This is a genomic window from Corynebacterium sp. HMSC066C02 (assembly GCF_001814945.1).
Taxonomy (GTDB): domain Bacteria; phylum Actinomycetota; class Actinomycetes; order Mycobacteriales; family Mycobacteriaceae; genus Corynebacterium; species Corynebacterium aurimucosum.
In genome coordinates this window covers 1-14,604 of record NZ_KV818441.1, presented here as the reverse complement: position 1 = coordinate 14,604, position 14,604 = coordinate 1, and the positions used below count along the sequence as shown (strand labels likewise).

Here is a 14,604-nt window from a genome sequence, read left to right as displayed (position 1 = left end):
GTAAGCTGGGAAACATGAATATTGAGACCTTTGCCCTGCCGCAGAATCCGGATTTGGCACAGCGCGTGGAGGAGTTGGCCACACGCGCCGAAACGCACGATGGTTATGCGCCGTTCTCCGAGCAGTTTATGGTCGGCCTGCGAGATGGTCGCCTTGGGCACCGCCACCTGCTTGCAATCGAAGACGGTGAGATAGCAGGCGTGGCTGCCGTCGAAGGGCAGACGGTAGAGCTCGTCGTCGACGTCGAACACCGCAGGCGCGGGGTGGGGCAGGCGCTTGTCGACGCCCTCCCGACCTCCCCCCAGATCTGGGCACACGGCAACCTCCCAGCAGCGCAAGCGTTGGCGAAGCGCAATGGGATGGACGTCGTCAGGCGCTTGCTCGTGATGGCTATTGAGGGCCGGGACCTACGCGCGTCGGAGGAAGCGTCCGCAAAGGTGAAGGGCCTAGAGATCTGCACGTACACGGAGTCGGTCGAGCGTTTCGGGCGCGAGCACGTCGAGGCGGAGTGGTTACGAGCCAACAACGAGGCTTTTTCCTGGCACCCAGAGCAAGGTGGGTGGGACCTAGAGCGCCTACACCGTGGGATGGAAGCCGAATGGTTCGACCCGGCCGACGTGCTCTTCCTGTGGGATTCACATGGTGGTGCACACAGTGCCCCAACAATGGCCGGCTTTCACTGGCTGAAATGGCATGAGGAGGACATACCAGCCTTCGGTGAGGTCTATGTTGTGGGGCTGAGCGAGGACTATCGCGGGCGCGGGCTCGGTGGCCCGTTGCTCACCGCTGGCTTACAGCGCATGGTGGCTAAAGGTGCGGACAAGATCATCTTGTACGTCGAGGCGGACAATGAGCCGGCAGTAAAGGCCTATGAGAAGCTCGGCTTTGGTACTGCGGAGGAGCACTGCGTCTGGGCGAAAAGTGACTAGTCTCACCGCCTTTTGGTACAAGTTAACCGATTGTTCACCTCTTGATCCCTGTGGGGTTAACCCTCCGCATATAGCTTTACTTCCCGTGAGTTAATCGCGCTTGCCTTTGGAGAGGGTTGGGGGCGATTTCCTCGAAAAATCATTCTCTTGTATCCGTACCGGAAAGGTTCCCCGTGATTCGCAACTTCAAGCGCACTGCCGCTATCTTCGGCATCGTCGCCGCCACCTCCACCGCTCTCGTCGCTTGCTCCGAGTCCAACGACTCCGGCTCCGCTGAAGGCGGCTCCGAGGGCTCTGACGTCTCCGGCGAGCTCGTCGGTGACGGCGCGTCCTCCCAGCAGAATGCAATGTCTTACTTCCAGACCGCATTCTCTGAGGATCATCCGAACGCTTCCCTGTCCTACAACGCTTCCGGCTCCGGCGCTGGCGTTGAGGCCTTCACCAACGGCCAGGCCGACTTCGCTGGTTCCGACTCCGCTCTGAAGGAGGATGACGGTGAGGTGGAGGCTGCTGCTGAGCGCTGTGGCGGCAACGAGGCATGGCACCTGCCGACCACCATCGGTCCGGTAGCTATCGCTTACAACCTCGAGGGTACCGAGATCAACCTCTCCACCGAGACCCTGGCCAAGATCTTCAAGGGTGACATCACCAAGTGGAACGACGAGGCAATCGCCGCTGACAACGAAGGCACCGACCTGCCGGACGAGGACATCACCGTCATCTTCCGCTCTGATGAGTCCGGTACCTCCGCCAACTTCCAGAAGTTCCTGAAGGCCGCTACCGGCGACTGGGACACCGAGGGCAAGCAGTTCCCGGATGCAGTTGGTGAGGGCGCCAACGGCTCCGCTGGTGTTGCTGACCAGGTTGCCAACATCAAGGGTGCTATCACCTACGTTGAGTCCGGTTTCGCTGACCAGAAGGAAGCAGACGGCGTTCAGAAGGCAAAGATCGACTTCGGCCACGGCCCGGTTGAGCTGAACACCGAGTCCGTCAACGTTGCTCTGGAGAACCTGGAGTTCAAGGAGACCGAGTCCGAGCACAACATGGTTGTTGACTCCGACGCTCTGTTCGCGTCTGACGACGAGGGCGCATACCCGCTCATCCTGACCACCTACAACATTGTTTGCTCCGCTGGTTACGATGAGGAGACCTCCGCTCTGGTTAAGGCCTTCTTCACCACCGTCCTGGATCACCAAGATGACCAGCTTGCTTCTCAGGGCTTCATCCCGGTTGAGGGTGCACACCTGGACAAGCTGAAGGCTGCTGTTGACGCTCTGCAGTAAGCGCTAGAGCTCAACAAAGCTAAATACTCTTCGCCCCCACTGCCGCACTCGAATCGCGCTTTGGGGGCGCAGGTATGTAACGACAAACTCCATTCTTAACGCTGAAAAGGATTAGAACGTCTCATGGCAGACAATAATCTCACCACGGCGCCCGAGCAGACGGAGCTTTCCGTCTCCGCTGCTGAGCGGCCTTCTACCGGCGGATCCGAAGAACTTACCAAGGCTAACTCCAGCAGCGGAGTTAAGCGCCCGGGTGACCGAGTCTTCGAATTCCTTTCTTCTGCTTCGGCCACGTTGATCACCGTCATGATTGCTGCCATTGCGGGCTTCTTGCTGTGGCGTGCCGTGCCAGCCCTGGGCGTCAACGACGGTGGCATCATGGGGTTCTTCACCTACGGTGGCCGTTGGGAGACTGGCGATACTTCCGCGATGAAGTTCGGTATCCCGACCATGTTCGGCACTACGGTTCTTATCTCCGTCTTCGCCCTGCTGCTGGCTATGCCGGTTGCACTGGCGATTGCCATCTTCCTGTCTAACTACGCGCCGGCACGTCTGGTCAAGCCGCTGGGCTTCCTCGTGGACATGCTCGCTGCAGTCCCGTCCATTGTTTATGGTCTGTGGGGCTGGCAGGTCCTCGGTCCAGCTCTCTCCGGTTTCTACTCGTGGCTGGAGTCCTGGGCTGGTGGGTTCTTCCTTTTCACCGTCTTTGATAACTCGCCGTCGTTTGCTACCGGCCGTAACCTCTTCACCGGTGGCATCGTGCTGGCCGTGATGATTCTTCCGATTATCGCCGCTACGGCACGTGAGGTCTTCGTCCAAACTCCTCCTGGTCAGATTGAGTCTGCCTTGGCGCTGGGCGCAACCCGCTGGGAAGTTATCCGGATGACGGTGCTCCCCTTCGGTATGTCCGGTTACATCGCCGGCTCCATGCTCGGTCTTGGACGTGCACTGGGTGAGACCATGGCTCTGTACATGGTTGTCTCCCCGCTCGTGGACTTCCGCTTCTCGCTCTTCGACGGCGGTACGACCTTCGCCATGGCCATCGCCTTGGCATCCGCAGAGTTCGGTAATGAGATGCGCGCAGGTGCCTACATCGCCGCTGGCCTCATGCTGTTCTTGCTGACCTTCGTGGTCAACGCCATTGCCCGCACCATCGTGAAGAAGAAGTAGGGAGGAGGACACAATGACTACTACTACAAACGCCAAGCCTGCCTCCGCAGGCGCTACCTTCCTTGATATTTCGGCTTCCCGAAAGGCCACCAACACCATTGCCACCGTCGTGGTATGGGTGGCCATGATTATCGCCATGATCCCTCTGGTTTGGGTTCTGTGGGAACTCTTTGCCCGCGGCAGCGGCATCATCTTCAGCGCCGATTGGTGGACCACGTCCCAGCGCGGTGTCATGAACAGCGTTGCGGGCGGCGGTGCTGCTCACGCCATCGTTGGTACCTTCGTCCAAACCGTCCTAGCCTCCATCATCTCCATCCCGATCGGTATCTTTACCGCTATCTACTTGGTGGAGTATTCCAAGGGCGGCTGGCTCGCCCGTACCACCACCTTCATGGTGGACATCCTGTCCGGTGTGCCGTCCATCGTTGCCGCGCTGTTTATCTTCGCTATGTGGATCACGCTCTTCGGCTTTGGCCGCTCCGGCTTCGCCGTGGCGCTTTCCTTGGTGCTGCTGATGATTCCGATCGTGGTTCGCAACACCGAAGAGATGCTCCGTGTTGTCCCGATGGACCTGCGTGAGGCCTCCTATGCACTGGGCGTTCCGAAGTGGAAGACCATTGCTCGCATCGTCCTGCCGACCGCCCTGTCCGGCATCGTTACCGGTATCATGCTCGCGGTTGCGCGTGTGATGGGTGAGTCTTCTCCGGTGCTGGTCCTTGTTGGTTCCTCCTCCATCATCAACTGGGACGCGTTCAAGGGCTCGCAGTCCTCGCTACCGCTGATGATGCTGGATATGTACAAGGCCGGCGCACAACCGGCTGTCCTGGATAAGCTCTGGGGTGCAGCGCTGACGCTGGTTATCCTTATCGCTGTCCTTAACATCGCGGCCCGTGTCATCTCCGCGAAGTTCTCGGTCAAGAAATAGATCGCCGTAACACTCGATTCCGCCATACATTCTTAAGAGGAGAAACTCCTAATGTCTAAGCTTGAGCTCAATGACGTGAACATTTACTACGGCGACTTCCACGCCGTGCAGAACGTCAACATGCAAATTCCGGCGAAGGCCGTGACCGCCTTTATCGGCCCTTCCGGCTGCGGTAAGTCCACCGTTCTGCGCACCTTGAACCGTATGCACGAGGTCATCCCCGGCGCCTATGTCAAGGGCGAGGTCCTCTTGGACGGCCAAGATATTTACGGCGCCAAGGTTGACCCGGTATCCGTTCGCAACACCATCGGCATGGTTTTCCAGAAGGCTAACCCGTTCCCCACGATGTCTATCGAGGACAACGTTGTTGCCGGCCTGAAGCTCTCCGGCGAGAAGAACAAGAAGAAACTGAAGGAAGTTGCCGAAAAGTCTCTGCGCGGCGCCAACCTCTGGGATGAGGTTAAGGACCGCCTGGATAAGCCGGGCGGCGGCCTGTCCGGTGGACAGCAGCAGCGTCTGTGCATCGCCCGTGCGATTGCCGTGGAACCGGAGGTCCTCCTCATGGACGAGCCGTGCTCGGCACTTGACCCGATTTCTACCCTGGCTGTTGAGGACCTCATCCACGAGCTGAAGGAAAACTTCACCATCGTTATCGTCACCCACAACATGCAGCAGGCAGCCCGTGTGTCCGATAAGACCGGTTTCTTCTCTCTAGAAGCCACCGGAAAGCCGGGCCACCTCGTCGAGTTCGATGACACCACCAAGATCTTCGAGAACCCCTCCAAGAAGGACACCGAGGATTACATCTCCGGCCGCTTTGGCTAAACACCGATAGCGCCATAGTGCCGAAAGCCGGCGCCCTCTATCGACTGTTTAAGGTCTAGGAGTGGGCACCGGCTTTTGTGTTTTCAGGATGAGCTAGGTGTTACTAGCGGTGGATCGGCAGCTATTTCGAGCATGAGCCTCATCTAGTGATGGAACTGGCGCTCCAGCTCTGCCATGCGGGCCTCTAGCTCGGCTTCGCGTTGCTCCTGATCACGCTTGCGCATATAGCGGTCCGGGTCCAGGCCCGTTGCAAGATAAATAATGCGACCGGCAGCGGCGGCACAATGATCGGCGAAACGCTCGTAGTAACGCGATAGCTGCGAGGTTTCCACGGCCTGGCGCACTGTTCCTTTCCATTCCCGCTGGGTCAGCATGCGCAGCAGGTGATGGTTGATGTCATCGACGGCATCATCATCTTCGGTCAACCGAAGGGCTAGCTCCGGATCGCGGGTGATGAGGATGTCCTTGAGCCCCGCGGACATATCGAGAACGAGGCGCGCATATTCCTCGAAGTAGCCCATGATGTCTGCTGGTACCACTGGCTCGGGGTGGCGGCGGCGGGCACTCGTTGCAATGTGCTGGGACAGGCGGCCCATGCGATAAAAGTCTTCAACAATATAGATGGAAGAGATGACCTGGCGGAGATCCTTGGCCATCGGATTTTCCAAGGCTAGCAGGGAGACCGCGCGGTCTTCGCACCGCGAGCGCACCTCATCCAGTTCATCGCGCAGTGACACAGCCTCCTCAGCCGGTTGCAGGGAGGCCTTGATTAACGCCTGGGAGGCGAGGGCCATCAGCTTATGGACGGTCGTGCTCATGATGATGAGATCATGAGAAAAATTATCCAACTGTTCACGGTAAGCAGCGCGCATGCCACGTACTTTAGCTGAACTATTGGTCTAGTGCCTGTCGAACAACAAGTTTGAATAATCGCGGTTAGCCGCCGGAGTGCATAATCTCCGCGCCTTCCGGCACAGTGGCATCCTCCGGATCATCGAGCCAACCCTCGGGAAGGACTACCTTGGCGGGTGAGCCCTGGCGGCCGCGGGCACCATCGGCGTCGTCGGCAAGCGCAGGCGAGTCGGCCCACGGCGCCAGCAGTTCGCGCAGATCCTCCAAGGAATTGACGCGAGAAAGGCCCGCACGTACCTGGCCGCCCACGGGAAAACCACGCAGGTACCAGCCAATGTGCTTGCGAATATCGCGGCTGGCTTGAGCCTCGCCCTCATGCTGGGCTAGAAGCTCTGCGTGGCGGAGCATGATGCGCGTGACTTCGCCTAGCGTGGGCTCTTCCGGTACTGGTTCACCCCGCAGGTGGGCGGAGAGTTCCGCAAAAAGCCACGGGCGGCCCAAACAGCCGCGGCCCACCACGACGCCGTCACATCCAGTTTGCTCCATCATGTCGTGCGCATCGGTTGCCTTGAAGATATCGCCGTTGCCCAAGACTGGGATGCCTGTGTCTGCCAAGTGCTCCTTCAAGCGGGCGATTTCGCCCCAGTCGGCGTGACCGGAGTAGCGCTGGGCGGCAGTGCGCCCGTGCAAAGCAACTGCTGCGGCTCCTTCCGCCACAGCGATACGCCCGGCATCGAGGTGTGTCTTGTGCTCTTCATCAATGCCGACGCGCATCTTCACCGTGACTGGAATATCCGTGCCCTCAGTCGCCTTGACTGCGGCGGAGACGATGTTGCCAAACAGGCGGCGCTTATAAGGAAGGGCAGAACCCCCGCCGCGGCGGGTGACCTTGGGGACCGGGCAGCCAAAGTTCATATCGATGTGGTCCGCCAAGTTCTCATCCACGATCATCTTGGCAGCCTTGTAAGTGTACTCCGGATCGACGGTGTACAGCTGCAGCGAGCGGGGCTGTTCTTGGGGATCGAAGGTGGTCATGTGCAGGGTCTTGGGGTTGCGCTCGACCAAGGCGCGAGCGGTGACCATTTCGCACACGTAGAGCCCGGAGACAGTCCCGGTCTTTTCAATCTCTTGCTCACGGCACAGCACGCGAAAAGCCACGTTGGTCACGCCAGCCATGGGGGCGAGGACAACGGGGGAGTTGAGCTGGATTTTTCCGATTGCAAGAGTCACGCCGCCAATTGTGCGCGGAAAGAGCCTGGGGTGGCAAATTCTGATGCGGAAAGTGAGGTGTGCACACGGTTTGGGGCAGAGTGCGGTAAATTCGCCACTGATTCGCTAGTGTGGTGCATGTAACTAATAGGAAAGGACCGTAACGTAGGTCGTTTCTGCACATAAAAGGAGGACTAATGTCTGAGAGAATTGCATACGCGCCGTTTGAGAAGCTCGTGATGAGCGCTGACGAGGCCGCACAGTTCGTCAACCACGGTGATCGTGTGGGAATCTCCGGCTTTACCGGTGCTGGCTACCCCAAGGCCCTGCCGACCGCTATCGCGGAAAAGGCAAAGGCGGCCCACGAGGCGGGGGAGGAATTCAAGATCGACGTCTTCTCCGGTGCCTCTACCGCCCCGGACTGCGATGGCGTCCTGGCTGAGGCAAACGCCATTCGCTTCCGCTCCCCATACAACTCTGATCCGGCATTGCGCGGCCGCTTCAACGATGGCTCCGCCCTCTACCAGGATGTTCACCTCTCACACTCTGGCCAGCAGGTGGAGGAAGGTTTCTACGGTGACTTCCAGGTAGCCATTATTGAGGCCGTGCGTATCGATGAGAAGGGAAATATCGTTCCCTCCTCCGCAGTAGGTAACAACCTCGAGTACATCGAGGCCGCCGACAAGATCATCATTGAGATCAATGAGTGGCAGTCCCTCAACCTCGAGGGCATGCACGATATCTACCGCATTGAGAAGCTGCCGAACCGTCAGCCGATCCCGATTACCAAGCCGGCTGACCGCGTTGGTACCACCTACATTGAGATCCCGGAAGAGAAGGTCGTGGCTGTAGTCAAGACCAACGCCCCGGACCGCAATGCTCCGTTCAAGGCTCCGGATGAGGTCTCTGAGAAGATCGCTGCGAACTTCATTGAGTTCCTCGAGGGCGAGGTTGCTGCCGGACGCCTGGAGTATGACAAGTTCATCATGCAGTCCGGTGTGGGCAACGTCCCGAACGCAGTGATGGCCGGCCTGCTGGATTCCAAGTTCGAAAACATTCAGGCCTACACCGAGGTTATCCAGGACGGCATGCTGGATCTTATCGACGCCGGCAAGATGACCGTCGCCTCTGCTACCTCCTTCGCCCTGTCCCCGGAGTATGCGGACAAGATGAACGCTGAGGCTGAGCGCTACGCCAAGCACATCATCCTGCGCCCACAGCAGGTGTCCAACCACCCGGAGGTTATCCGCCGCGTTGGCCTGATCTCCTCCAACGGCATGATTGAGGGCGACATCTACGGCAATATCAACTCCACCAACGTCTCCGGCTCCCGCATCATGAACGGTACCGGCGGCTCGGGTGACTTCACCCGTAACGCCTACATCTCCACCTTCGTGTCCCCGTCGGTGGCAAAGGGCGGCGCTATTTCCGCCATCGTGCCTTTCGTGTCTCACACCGACCACACTGAGCACGACACCATGGTCATCATCACCGAGTATGGTGTTGCGGACCTGCGTGGCCTGGCTCCGAAGGAGCGCGTGGAGAAGGTTATCGCCGTGGCGCACCCGGACTACCGTCCGCTCCTGGAGGAGTACTTCGAGCGTGCCAAGGCGAATAAGTTCCAGCACACCCCGCACGATCTGAAGACCGCTTTTGACTTCCAAGTGAACTTCATGGAGAAGGGTGACATGCGCGGCTAATTGCGTATCTCTGCTAGGTAGTGGCCCTTTCCGCTGGAGGTGAGGGCCATTTCGTTTTCTTTAGTGCGACCTACTAAGATGGTTGGGCGTTGGGCCTTTAGCTCAGTTGGTAGAGCTACGGACTTTTAATCCGCAGGTCGCGGGTTCGAGCCCCGCAGGGCCCACAAAAAGAGCCGCCTTCGGGCGGCTCTTTTTTGGTTTTGGGGCCCACGTGCAGGGCCGGGTTAGGGCTAGCTCTTAACGAGCTTCCTGATAGCCCGCATGGCCTCCTCGAGCTTCTCTGTGGCTACTTGCCCGTCTTCTGCGGCTGCTCCCGCTACGCAGTGTTCTATGTGGTCCTCCAAGAGCGCCAGGGAGACATTCTCGAGCGCGGAGGTTACCGCCGAGATCTGCGTGATGATGTCAATGCAGTATTGGTCCTCGGTGATCATGCGGTGGATGCCGCGGGTTTGCCCTTCGATGCGCTTGAGGCGCGCTAAGTATTTCGCCTTTTGATCGTCATTGGAGTTGTAGCCGTGTACACCCGGCTCATGGCAGGAACAGGTATCTCGCTGGTCAGTCATAGTTTTTCACCTTTCTGCCGGGGCGATTTGGTTAAGTAAGGATGTCTCCAGTATATTTTTACAAAGTTGCCTCAAGGCAACGGGCCCCCATCGTCTAGCGGCCTAGGACACCGCCCTTTCACGGCGGCGGCACGGGTTCGAATCCCGTTGGGGGTACCAACACCTTTGTGTTGGCACACAAGTAAATATATATGGCCCTGTGGCGCAGTTGGTTAGCGCGCCGCCCTGTCACGGCGGAGGTCGCGGGTTCAAGTCCCGTCAGGGTCGCCATATTCAAGCCTCGAGGCATTGTTAGAGAAACAAGCCTCGGGGCTTGCGTCGTTTTGTCTCCGTCAGCGATTAATCCTGCTGGCGCATGCCGCCGGTGGAGCGGGAAAGCTTATAGGTCTAGGTGCTGTGGGGTGGGCTGTATACCGAGGTCTAGTGCACGGTAAAACTGAGTCTGACGTGCTGATTTGCTGTGCTTATCTAGCTGTGTGTAGAGTACTTATTCGTGCCCAGCGCACAAGAGAAAACTAAAAATGGCCCTGTGGCGCAGTTGGTTAGCGCGCCGCCCTGTCACGGCGGAGGTCGCGGGTTCAAGTCCCGTCAGGGTCGCCGAAGTCCTAGTGGCTTCTGGCCAGATAGCTCAGTCGGTAGAGCACACGCCTGAAAAGTGTGGGGTCGCCAGTTCGATCCTGGCTCTGGCCACAAGATAGCCCCCTCCATTTTTGGAGGGGGCTTTTTTGGTGCATTTTTTGGTTTAATGGGCGGCATGACTACTTCTGTTGCGCACCAAACCGATCAATCCCGCTTCGTTATTACCGTCGATGGCGAGGAAGCGGGTTTTGCCGAATACAGTGACTCCGCAGCCACGCGCGAGTTCACGCACACGGAAATCTCTGAGGCCTTTCAAGGCCAAGGCCTGTCCAAGCCGCTCATTAAGGCGGCGTTGGATGATGACTCGACGGTAGGCCGCCAAGTCATCCCAACGTGCAGTGCCGTAGCGCGGTTTATTGAGAAGAACCCTGAATACCAGCGTCTGACTAAGCGTGAGGGCAGCCTCTAAGGACAGGTTCTGGGGCCCTTAGATGTAGTAGTCCGGGTCCACCAGCTTGATGCGCTCATTCTTCTTGCGAGGACGGTTCTTAGCCGGAATACCCGTAGCGGTGTGATTAGCGGGCACATCCTTCGTCACCACGGCGTTAGCGCCTACTGCGGAGCCTTCGCCGATGGTGATGGGGCCTAGTACCTTGGCGCCGGCACCGATGGTCACGTTGTCCCCGATCGTTGGGTGGCGCTTGGTCTGCGTGAGCACCTGGCCGCCGAGCGTGACCCCGTGGTAGAGCATCACGCCATCGCCGATTTCGGCGGTTTCACCAATAACGATGCCCATGCCGTGGTCAATGAAGAAACGGCGGCCGATGGTGGCACCAGGGTGGATCTCAATACCGGTGAAGAAGCGGTTTACTTGTGCCAGGATACGTGCGGGGCCGCGCCAACCATGCTTCCACATGCGGTGGGCGATGCGGTGCGCCCAAATAGCGTGGAGGCCGGAATAGACCACGGCATTCTCGACGTCGCCGCGCGCGGCCGGGTCATGCTCGCGCGCGTTGGCGAGGTCTTCACGAATCATCTTCAAGATGTGCATGCGAACCATCCTATCCAGAAAGAAAAAGCGCCCCCTAGCACAGAGGGCGCTTTTATTCGGAGGCTCATCACGGCGCCGTGCTTGGCGACGTCCCGCGGAGAGCCATGTTGACTATTCCTTAAGCTTCGCGGATGTCCTCGAAGAGAATGGTGGAGACGTAGCGCTCACCAAAGTCCGGGGCGACAACGACGATGGTCTTGCCCTTAAACTCGTCACGAGCGGCCAGCTTGAGTGCTGCAGAGACGTTGGCGCCGGAGGAAATACCAACGAGCAGGCCTTCTTCGGTAGCCAGCTTGCGGGCGGTGGACACGGACTCTTCGGTGGTTGCGGTAAGAACCTCGTTGAGGATCTCACGGTCCAAAACCTCTGGGACGAAGTTAGCGCCGATGCCCTGAATCTTGTGCGGGCCAGCCTTGCCCTCGGACAGAACAGGGGAATCGGAGGGCTCTACGGCTACGAGGTAGGTATCCGGGTTCTGAGAGCGCAGGTAGCGACCAACACCGGTGACGGTGCCGCCGGTTCCGACGCCAGCCACGAAGGCGTCAACCTTGCCCTCGGCGTCCTCCCAGATTTCAGGACCGGTGGTTGCCTCGTGGATCTTTGGGTTGGCTTCGTTGGCGAACTGGGAAGCCAGGATGGCATTGGGGGTTTCGGCGATAATCTCGTTGGCCTTCTCTACAGCGCCCTTCATGCCCGCAGCGCCCGGGGTGAGGACGATCTCTGCTCCATAAGCGCGCAGCAGAACCTTGCGCTCGTTGGACATGGTCTCCGGCATGGTGAGGATGACCTTGTAACCTTGGGCGGCGCCGACGAGTGCCAAGCCGATACCGGTGTTGCCGGAAGTGGCCTCGACGATGGTGCCGCCTGGCTTCAGCTCGCCGGATTCTACGGCGGTGTCGACAATCGCCTTGGCGATGCGATCCTTGACGGAATTTGCGGGGTTGAAGGACTCAACCTTCACGAGGACCTCAGCGCCGAGGCCTTCGGTTAGGCGGTTGAGGCGGACGAGCGGGGTGCCGCCGATGGTCTCGAGAATGTTGTCATATACAGCCACGATGTGGACTCCTTGAAAATAACTTCTGATGTACAGCAGACACCTTACACCCCAACGGTAGACAGAGTGGTATATAAATTCTGAACCGAGCATTCGGGCATCGTATGTGGGATTCGGGGTGGAGGAGAAGGGTGGGCCGTGATTTAGAATTACCCCCGTCGGCCGGTTATACTTCGCAAATAGTGTTCACCTACCCCCGTTTCAGGCGGGGAATGTGGGTGCACCTGCTGGTTACCCCCGAGTAAGAGAGAGTCTCATGGAGCCGCACCGACTCAAGGATGACGACGAAGCCGTACGCGCAGCGCTCTCGTCGCTGAAGACTGCAACGGGAATCCCCGTCACGATGTACGGAACCTTGCTGCCGGATAATCGCCTGCAGATTACCCAGTGGGTAGGTCTGCGGACCCCGGCTTTGCAGAACTTGGTGATTGACGCGAACGTGGGCGTCGGCGGGCGCGTTGTTAGTACTCGCCGCGCGGTTGGTGTTTCCGATTACACCCGCGCTACCACGATTAGCCATGAGAATGATCGCTATATTCAAGACGAAGGCCTGCACTCCATCGTGGCGGTCCCAGTTACCGTTCAGCGTGAGATCCGTGGAGTCCTCTATGTCGGTGTTCATTCGCCGGTGCGCTTGGGTGACAAGGTGATCGAGGAGGTCACCATGACTGCCCGCTGCCTCGAGCAGGATTTGGCGGTTAATTCCGCACTGCGCCGGGCCGATGGTGGTAAGGGTGGTGCTGCGCGCGGCCATGTGATGAACGGTGCCGAATGGGAGCAGGTACGCTCGACGCACTCCAAGCTGCGGATGCTGGCTAACCGCGTCAATGATGAAGACCTTCGCAAGGAGCTTGAGGCACTGTGTGATCAGATGGTCTCTCCGGTCCGTGTGAAGCAGTCCACCAAGCTGTCCGCGCGCGAACTCGATGTTCTTTCTTGCGTCGCCCTTGGCCATACCAACGTTGAGGCTGCCGAGGAGATGGGCATTGGTGCCGAAACTGTGAAGTCCTATCTGCGTTCTGTCATGCGCAAATTGGGTGCGCATACTCGCTATGAGGCGGTTAATGCGGCCCGTCGTATAGGCGCGTTGCCCTGATTGTAGGTAAGTTGGGTGGGCGTGAAAGACCAATTTATTGTCTCCGGTGGGGCGCGCCTGCAGGGCACCGTCAAGGTTGACGGTGCTAAAAACAGTGTGCTGAAGCTGATGGCTGCGGCACTGTTGGCGGAGGGCACCACCACGCTGACCAACTGTCCTGAGATTCTCGATGTCCCTCTAATGCGAAAGGTCCTTGAGGGCCTTGGCTGCACCGTGGAGATTGATGGCCACACCGTGCGCATCACCACCCCGGCCGAGCTGCACTCCAACGCGGACTTCGATGCGGTGCGTCAATTCCGCGCTTCCGTGTGTGTGCTGGGACCGTTGACCGCGCGCTGCGGTCACGCGAAGGTGGCATTGCCAGGCGGTGACGCCATCGGTTCCCGCCCCTTGGATATGCACCAGTCCGGGCTGGAGAAGATGGGTGCGCGCACACGCATCGAACACGGTGCTGTGGTGGCGGAAGCTGATCGTCTCCACGGGGCAAATATCCGGCTTGATTTCCCTTCCGTCGGCGCGACGGAGAACATTCTTACCGCCGCCGTGCTTGCTGATGGTGAAACTCAACTCCACAATGCCGCCCGCGAACCGGAGATCGTCGACTTGTGCACGATGCTTAAGGAGATGGGAGCCGATATCTCTGGGGAGGGGACATCCACCATCACCATTCGGGGAGTGGACAAGCTGCAACCAACAGAGCACGAGGTTATCGGCGACCGCATCGTTGCGGGTACCTGGGCCTATGCTGCTGTGATGACTCGCGGTGATATTACGGTGGGTGGCATTGCTCCTAAGCACCTGCACCTGCCGCTGGAAAAGCTCAAGTCTGCCGGCGCTGACATTGAGGACTATGTGAACGGTTTCCGGGTGCGCATGGACGGTCGCCCGAGCGCCGTGGATTATCAAACCCTGCCGTACCCCGGTTTCCCTACGGATCTTCAGCCTATTGCTATTGGTCTTTCCGCCGTGGCGGAAGGCACCTCCATCATTACGGAGAATGTCTTCGAATCGCGCTTCCGTTTCGTCGATGAGATGCTCCGCCTTGGCGCCGATGCCCAAGTTGATGGACACCACGTAGTCATCCGCGGGCAGGAGCGTCTGTCTTCGACGCATGTCTGGAGTTCCGATATCCGCGCAGGCGCCGGGTTGGTGCTCTCTGCACTGTGTGCGGATGAGACGACCACCGTGCACGATGTCTTCCACATAGATCGCGGCTATCCCAACTTTGTGGAGAATCTCCAGGCCTTGGGCGCCACGATCGAGCGCACTCAGGAGGAAGAGCTCTACTAAGGCGCCGTGCTTGGCGACGTTTCCCCGGTTCAATCCCACGGTTGAACTGGGGATTTGTTGTTTGTTGGGGGTGTGCGT

Annotated in this window: 14 protein-coding genes and 5 tRNA genes; 14 read left to right on the top strand and 5 right to left on the bottom strand. The window is 58.9% G+C overall.

Annotated features, from left to right (window positions below; translation table 11 throughout):
* The first annotated feature begins 14 nt into the window (after positions 1 to 14).
* From mshD to pstB, 5 genes are all read left to right on the top strand, one after another.
* Entirely contained in the window at positions 15 to 929 is a 915-nt protein-coding gene (mshD, locus tag HMPREF2996_RS03160; protein WP_070730079.1) for a mycothiol synthase, read from the top strand.
* A gap of 173 nt (positions 930 to 1,102) precedes the next feature.
* The gene (pstS, locus tag HMPREF2996_RS03155) at positions 1,103 to 2,212 is read left to right on the top strand and encodes a phosphate ABC transporter substrate-binding protein PstS (protein ID WP_070443870.1); all 1,110 of its coding nucleotides are present in this window, start codon (positions 1,103 to 1,105) and stop codon (positions 2,210 to 2,212) included.
* Between the two features lie 123 nt (positions 2,213 to 2,335).
* A complete protein-coding gene (gene pstC, locus HMPREF2996_RS03150) occupies positions 2,336 to 3,382 on the top strand; it encodes a phosphate ABC transporter permease subunit PstC (RefSeq protein ID WP_070443867.1) in 1,047 nt (348 codons plus the stop codon).
* Positions 3,383 to 3,395: 13 nt separating this feature from the next.
* Entirely contained in the window at positions 3,396 to 4,307 is a 912-nt protein-coding gene (pstA, locus tag HMPREF2996_RS03145; RefSeq protein ID WP_070717291.1) for a phosphate ABC transporter permease PstA, read from the top strand.
* A 51-nt stretch (positions 4,308 to 4,358) separates the two neighbouring features.
* Entirely contained in the window at positions 4,359 to 5,132 is a 774-nt protein-coding gene (gene pstB / locus HMPREF2996_RS03140; RefSeq protein ID WP_070443861.1) for a phosphate ABC transporter ATP-binding protein PstB, read from the top strand.
* A gap of 143 nt (positions 5,133 to 5,275) precedes the next feature.
* Here the strand turns inward: pstB and phoU are convergent, their stop codons facing one another.
* Entirely contained in the window at positions 5,276 to 6,004 is a 729-nt protein-coding gene (gene phoU / locus HMPREF2996_RS03135) for a phosphate signaling complex protein PhoU (RefSeq protein ID WP_070443858.1), read from the bottom strand.
* Between the two features lie 64 nt (positions 6,005 to 6,068).
* Positions 6,069 to 7,214 carry a tRNA dihydrouridine synthase DusB gene (gene dusB, locus HMPREF2996_RS03130; protein ID WP_070730077.1) on the bottom strand — a complete coding sequence of 382 codons (1,146 nt, stop codon included), beginning with the start codon at positions 7,212 to 7,214 and terminating at the stop codon, positions 6,069 to 6,071.
* A 176-nt stretch (positions 7,215 to 7,390) separates the two neighbouring features.
* On the opposite strand from dusB, the gene HMPREF2996_RS03125 reads away from it, so the two are divergent.
* Together HMPREF2996_RS03125 and HMPREF2996_RS03120 are read left to right on the top strand one after the other, a co-directional pair.
* Positions 7,391 to 8,893, top strand: a complete 1,503-nt coding sequence (locus HMPREF2996_RS03125) for an acetyl-CoA hydrolase/transferase family protein (RefSeq protein ID WP_070710534.1) — start codon at positions 7,391 to 7,393, stop codon at positions 8,891 to 8,893.
* Positions 8,894 to 8,984: 91 nt separating this feature from the next.
* Positions 8,985 to 9,057, top strand: a tRNA-Lys gene (locus HMPREF2996_RS03120).
* A 66-nt stretch (positions 9,058 to 9,123) separates the two neighbouring features.
* Here HMPREF2996_RS03120 and HMPREF2996_RS03115 read toward each other — a convergent pair.
* Positions 9,124 to 9,456 carry a metal-sensitive transcriptional regulator gene (locus HMPREF2996_RS03115; protein WP_070730075.1) on the bottom strand — a complete coding sequence of 111 codons (333 nt, stop codon included), beginning with the start codon at positions 9,454 to 9,456 and terminating at the stop codon, positions 9,124 to 9,126.
* An 83-nt stretch (positions 9,457 to 9,539) separates the two neighbouring features.
* Between HMPREF2996_RS03115 and HMPREF2996_RS03110 the strand changes: the two genes are divergently transcribed.
* From HMPREF2996_RS03110 to HMPREF2996_RS03090, 5 genes are all read left to right on the top strand, one after another.
* Positions 9,540 to 9,615 (top strand) — tRNA-Glu (locus HMPREF2996_RS03110).
* Between the two features lie 34 nt (positions 9,616 to 9,649).
* A tRNA-Asp gene (locus HMPREF2996_RS03105) sits at positions 9,650 to 9,726 on the top strand.
* 253 nt (positions 9,727 to 9,979) lie between these two features.
* A tRNA-Asp gene (locus HMPREF2996_RS03100) sits at positions 9,980 to 10,053 on the top strand.
* Positions 10,054 to 10,073: 20 nt separating this feature from the next.
* Positions 10,074 to 10,146, top strand: a tRNA-Phe gene (locus HMPREF2996_RS03095).
* A 55-nt stretch (positions 10,147 to 10,201) separates the two neighbouring features.
* Positions 10,202 to 10,504 (top strand): GNAT family N-acetyltransferase, encoded by a 303-nt coding sequence (locus HMPREF2996_RS03090; protein WP_070645661.1) that lies wholly within the window; start codon positions 10,202 to 10,204, stop codon positions 10,502 to 10,504.
* Between the two features lie 18 nt (positions 10,505 to 10,522).
* On the opposite strand, the gene epsC is transcribed toward HMPREF2996_RS03090, so the two are convergent.
* Both epsC and cysK read right to left on the bottom strand, forming a co-directional pair.
* The gene (gene epsC, locus HMPREF2996_RS03085; protein WP_141740752.1) at positions 10,523 to 11,086 is read right to left on the bottom strand and encodes a serine O-acetyltransferase EpsC; all 564 of its coding nucleotides are present in this window, start codon (positions 11,084 to 11,086) and stop codon (positions 10,523 to 10,525) included.
* A 118-nt stretch (positions 11,087 to 11,204) separates the two neighbouring features.
* A complete protein-coding gene (cysK, locus tag HMPREF2996_RS03080; protein ID WP_290206601.1) occupies positions 11,205 to 12,143 on the bottom strand; it encodes a cysteine synthase A in 939 nt (312 codons plus the stop codon).
* 253 nt (positions 12,144 to 12,396) lie between these two features.
* Between cysK and ramA the strand changes: the two genes are divergently transcribed.
* Both ramA and murA read left to right on the top strand, forming a co-directional pair.
* Complete coding sequence (gene ramA / locus HMPREF2996_RS03075; protein WP_010189033.1) at positions 12,397 to 13,236, top strand: acetate metabolism transcriptional regulator RamA; 840 nt, start codon at positions 12,397 to 12,399, stop codon at positions 13,234 to 13,236.
* Between the two features lie 21 nt (positions 13,237 to 13,257).
* Positions 13,258 to 14,526 carry a UDP-N-acetylglucosamine 1-carboxyvinyltransferase gene (gene murA, locus HMPREF2996_RS03070; RefSeq protein WP_070448154.1) on the top strand — a complete coding sequence of 423 codons (1,269 nt, stop codon included), beginning with the start codon at positions 13,258 to 13,260 and terminating at the stop codon, positions 14,524 to 14,526.
* Positions 14,527 to 14,604 lie beyond the last annotated feature (78 nt).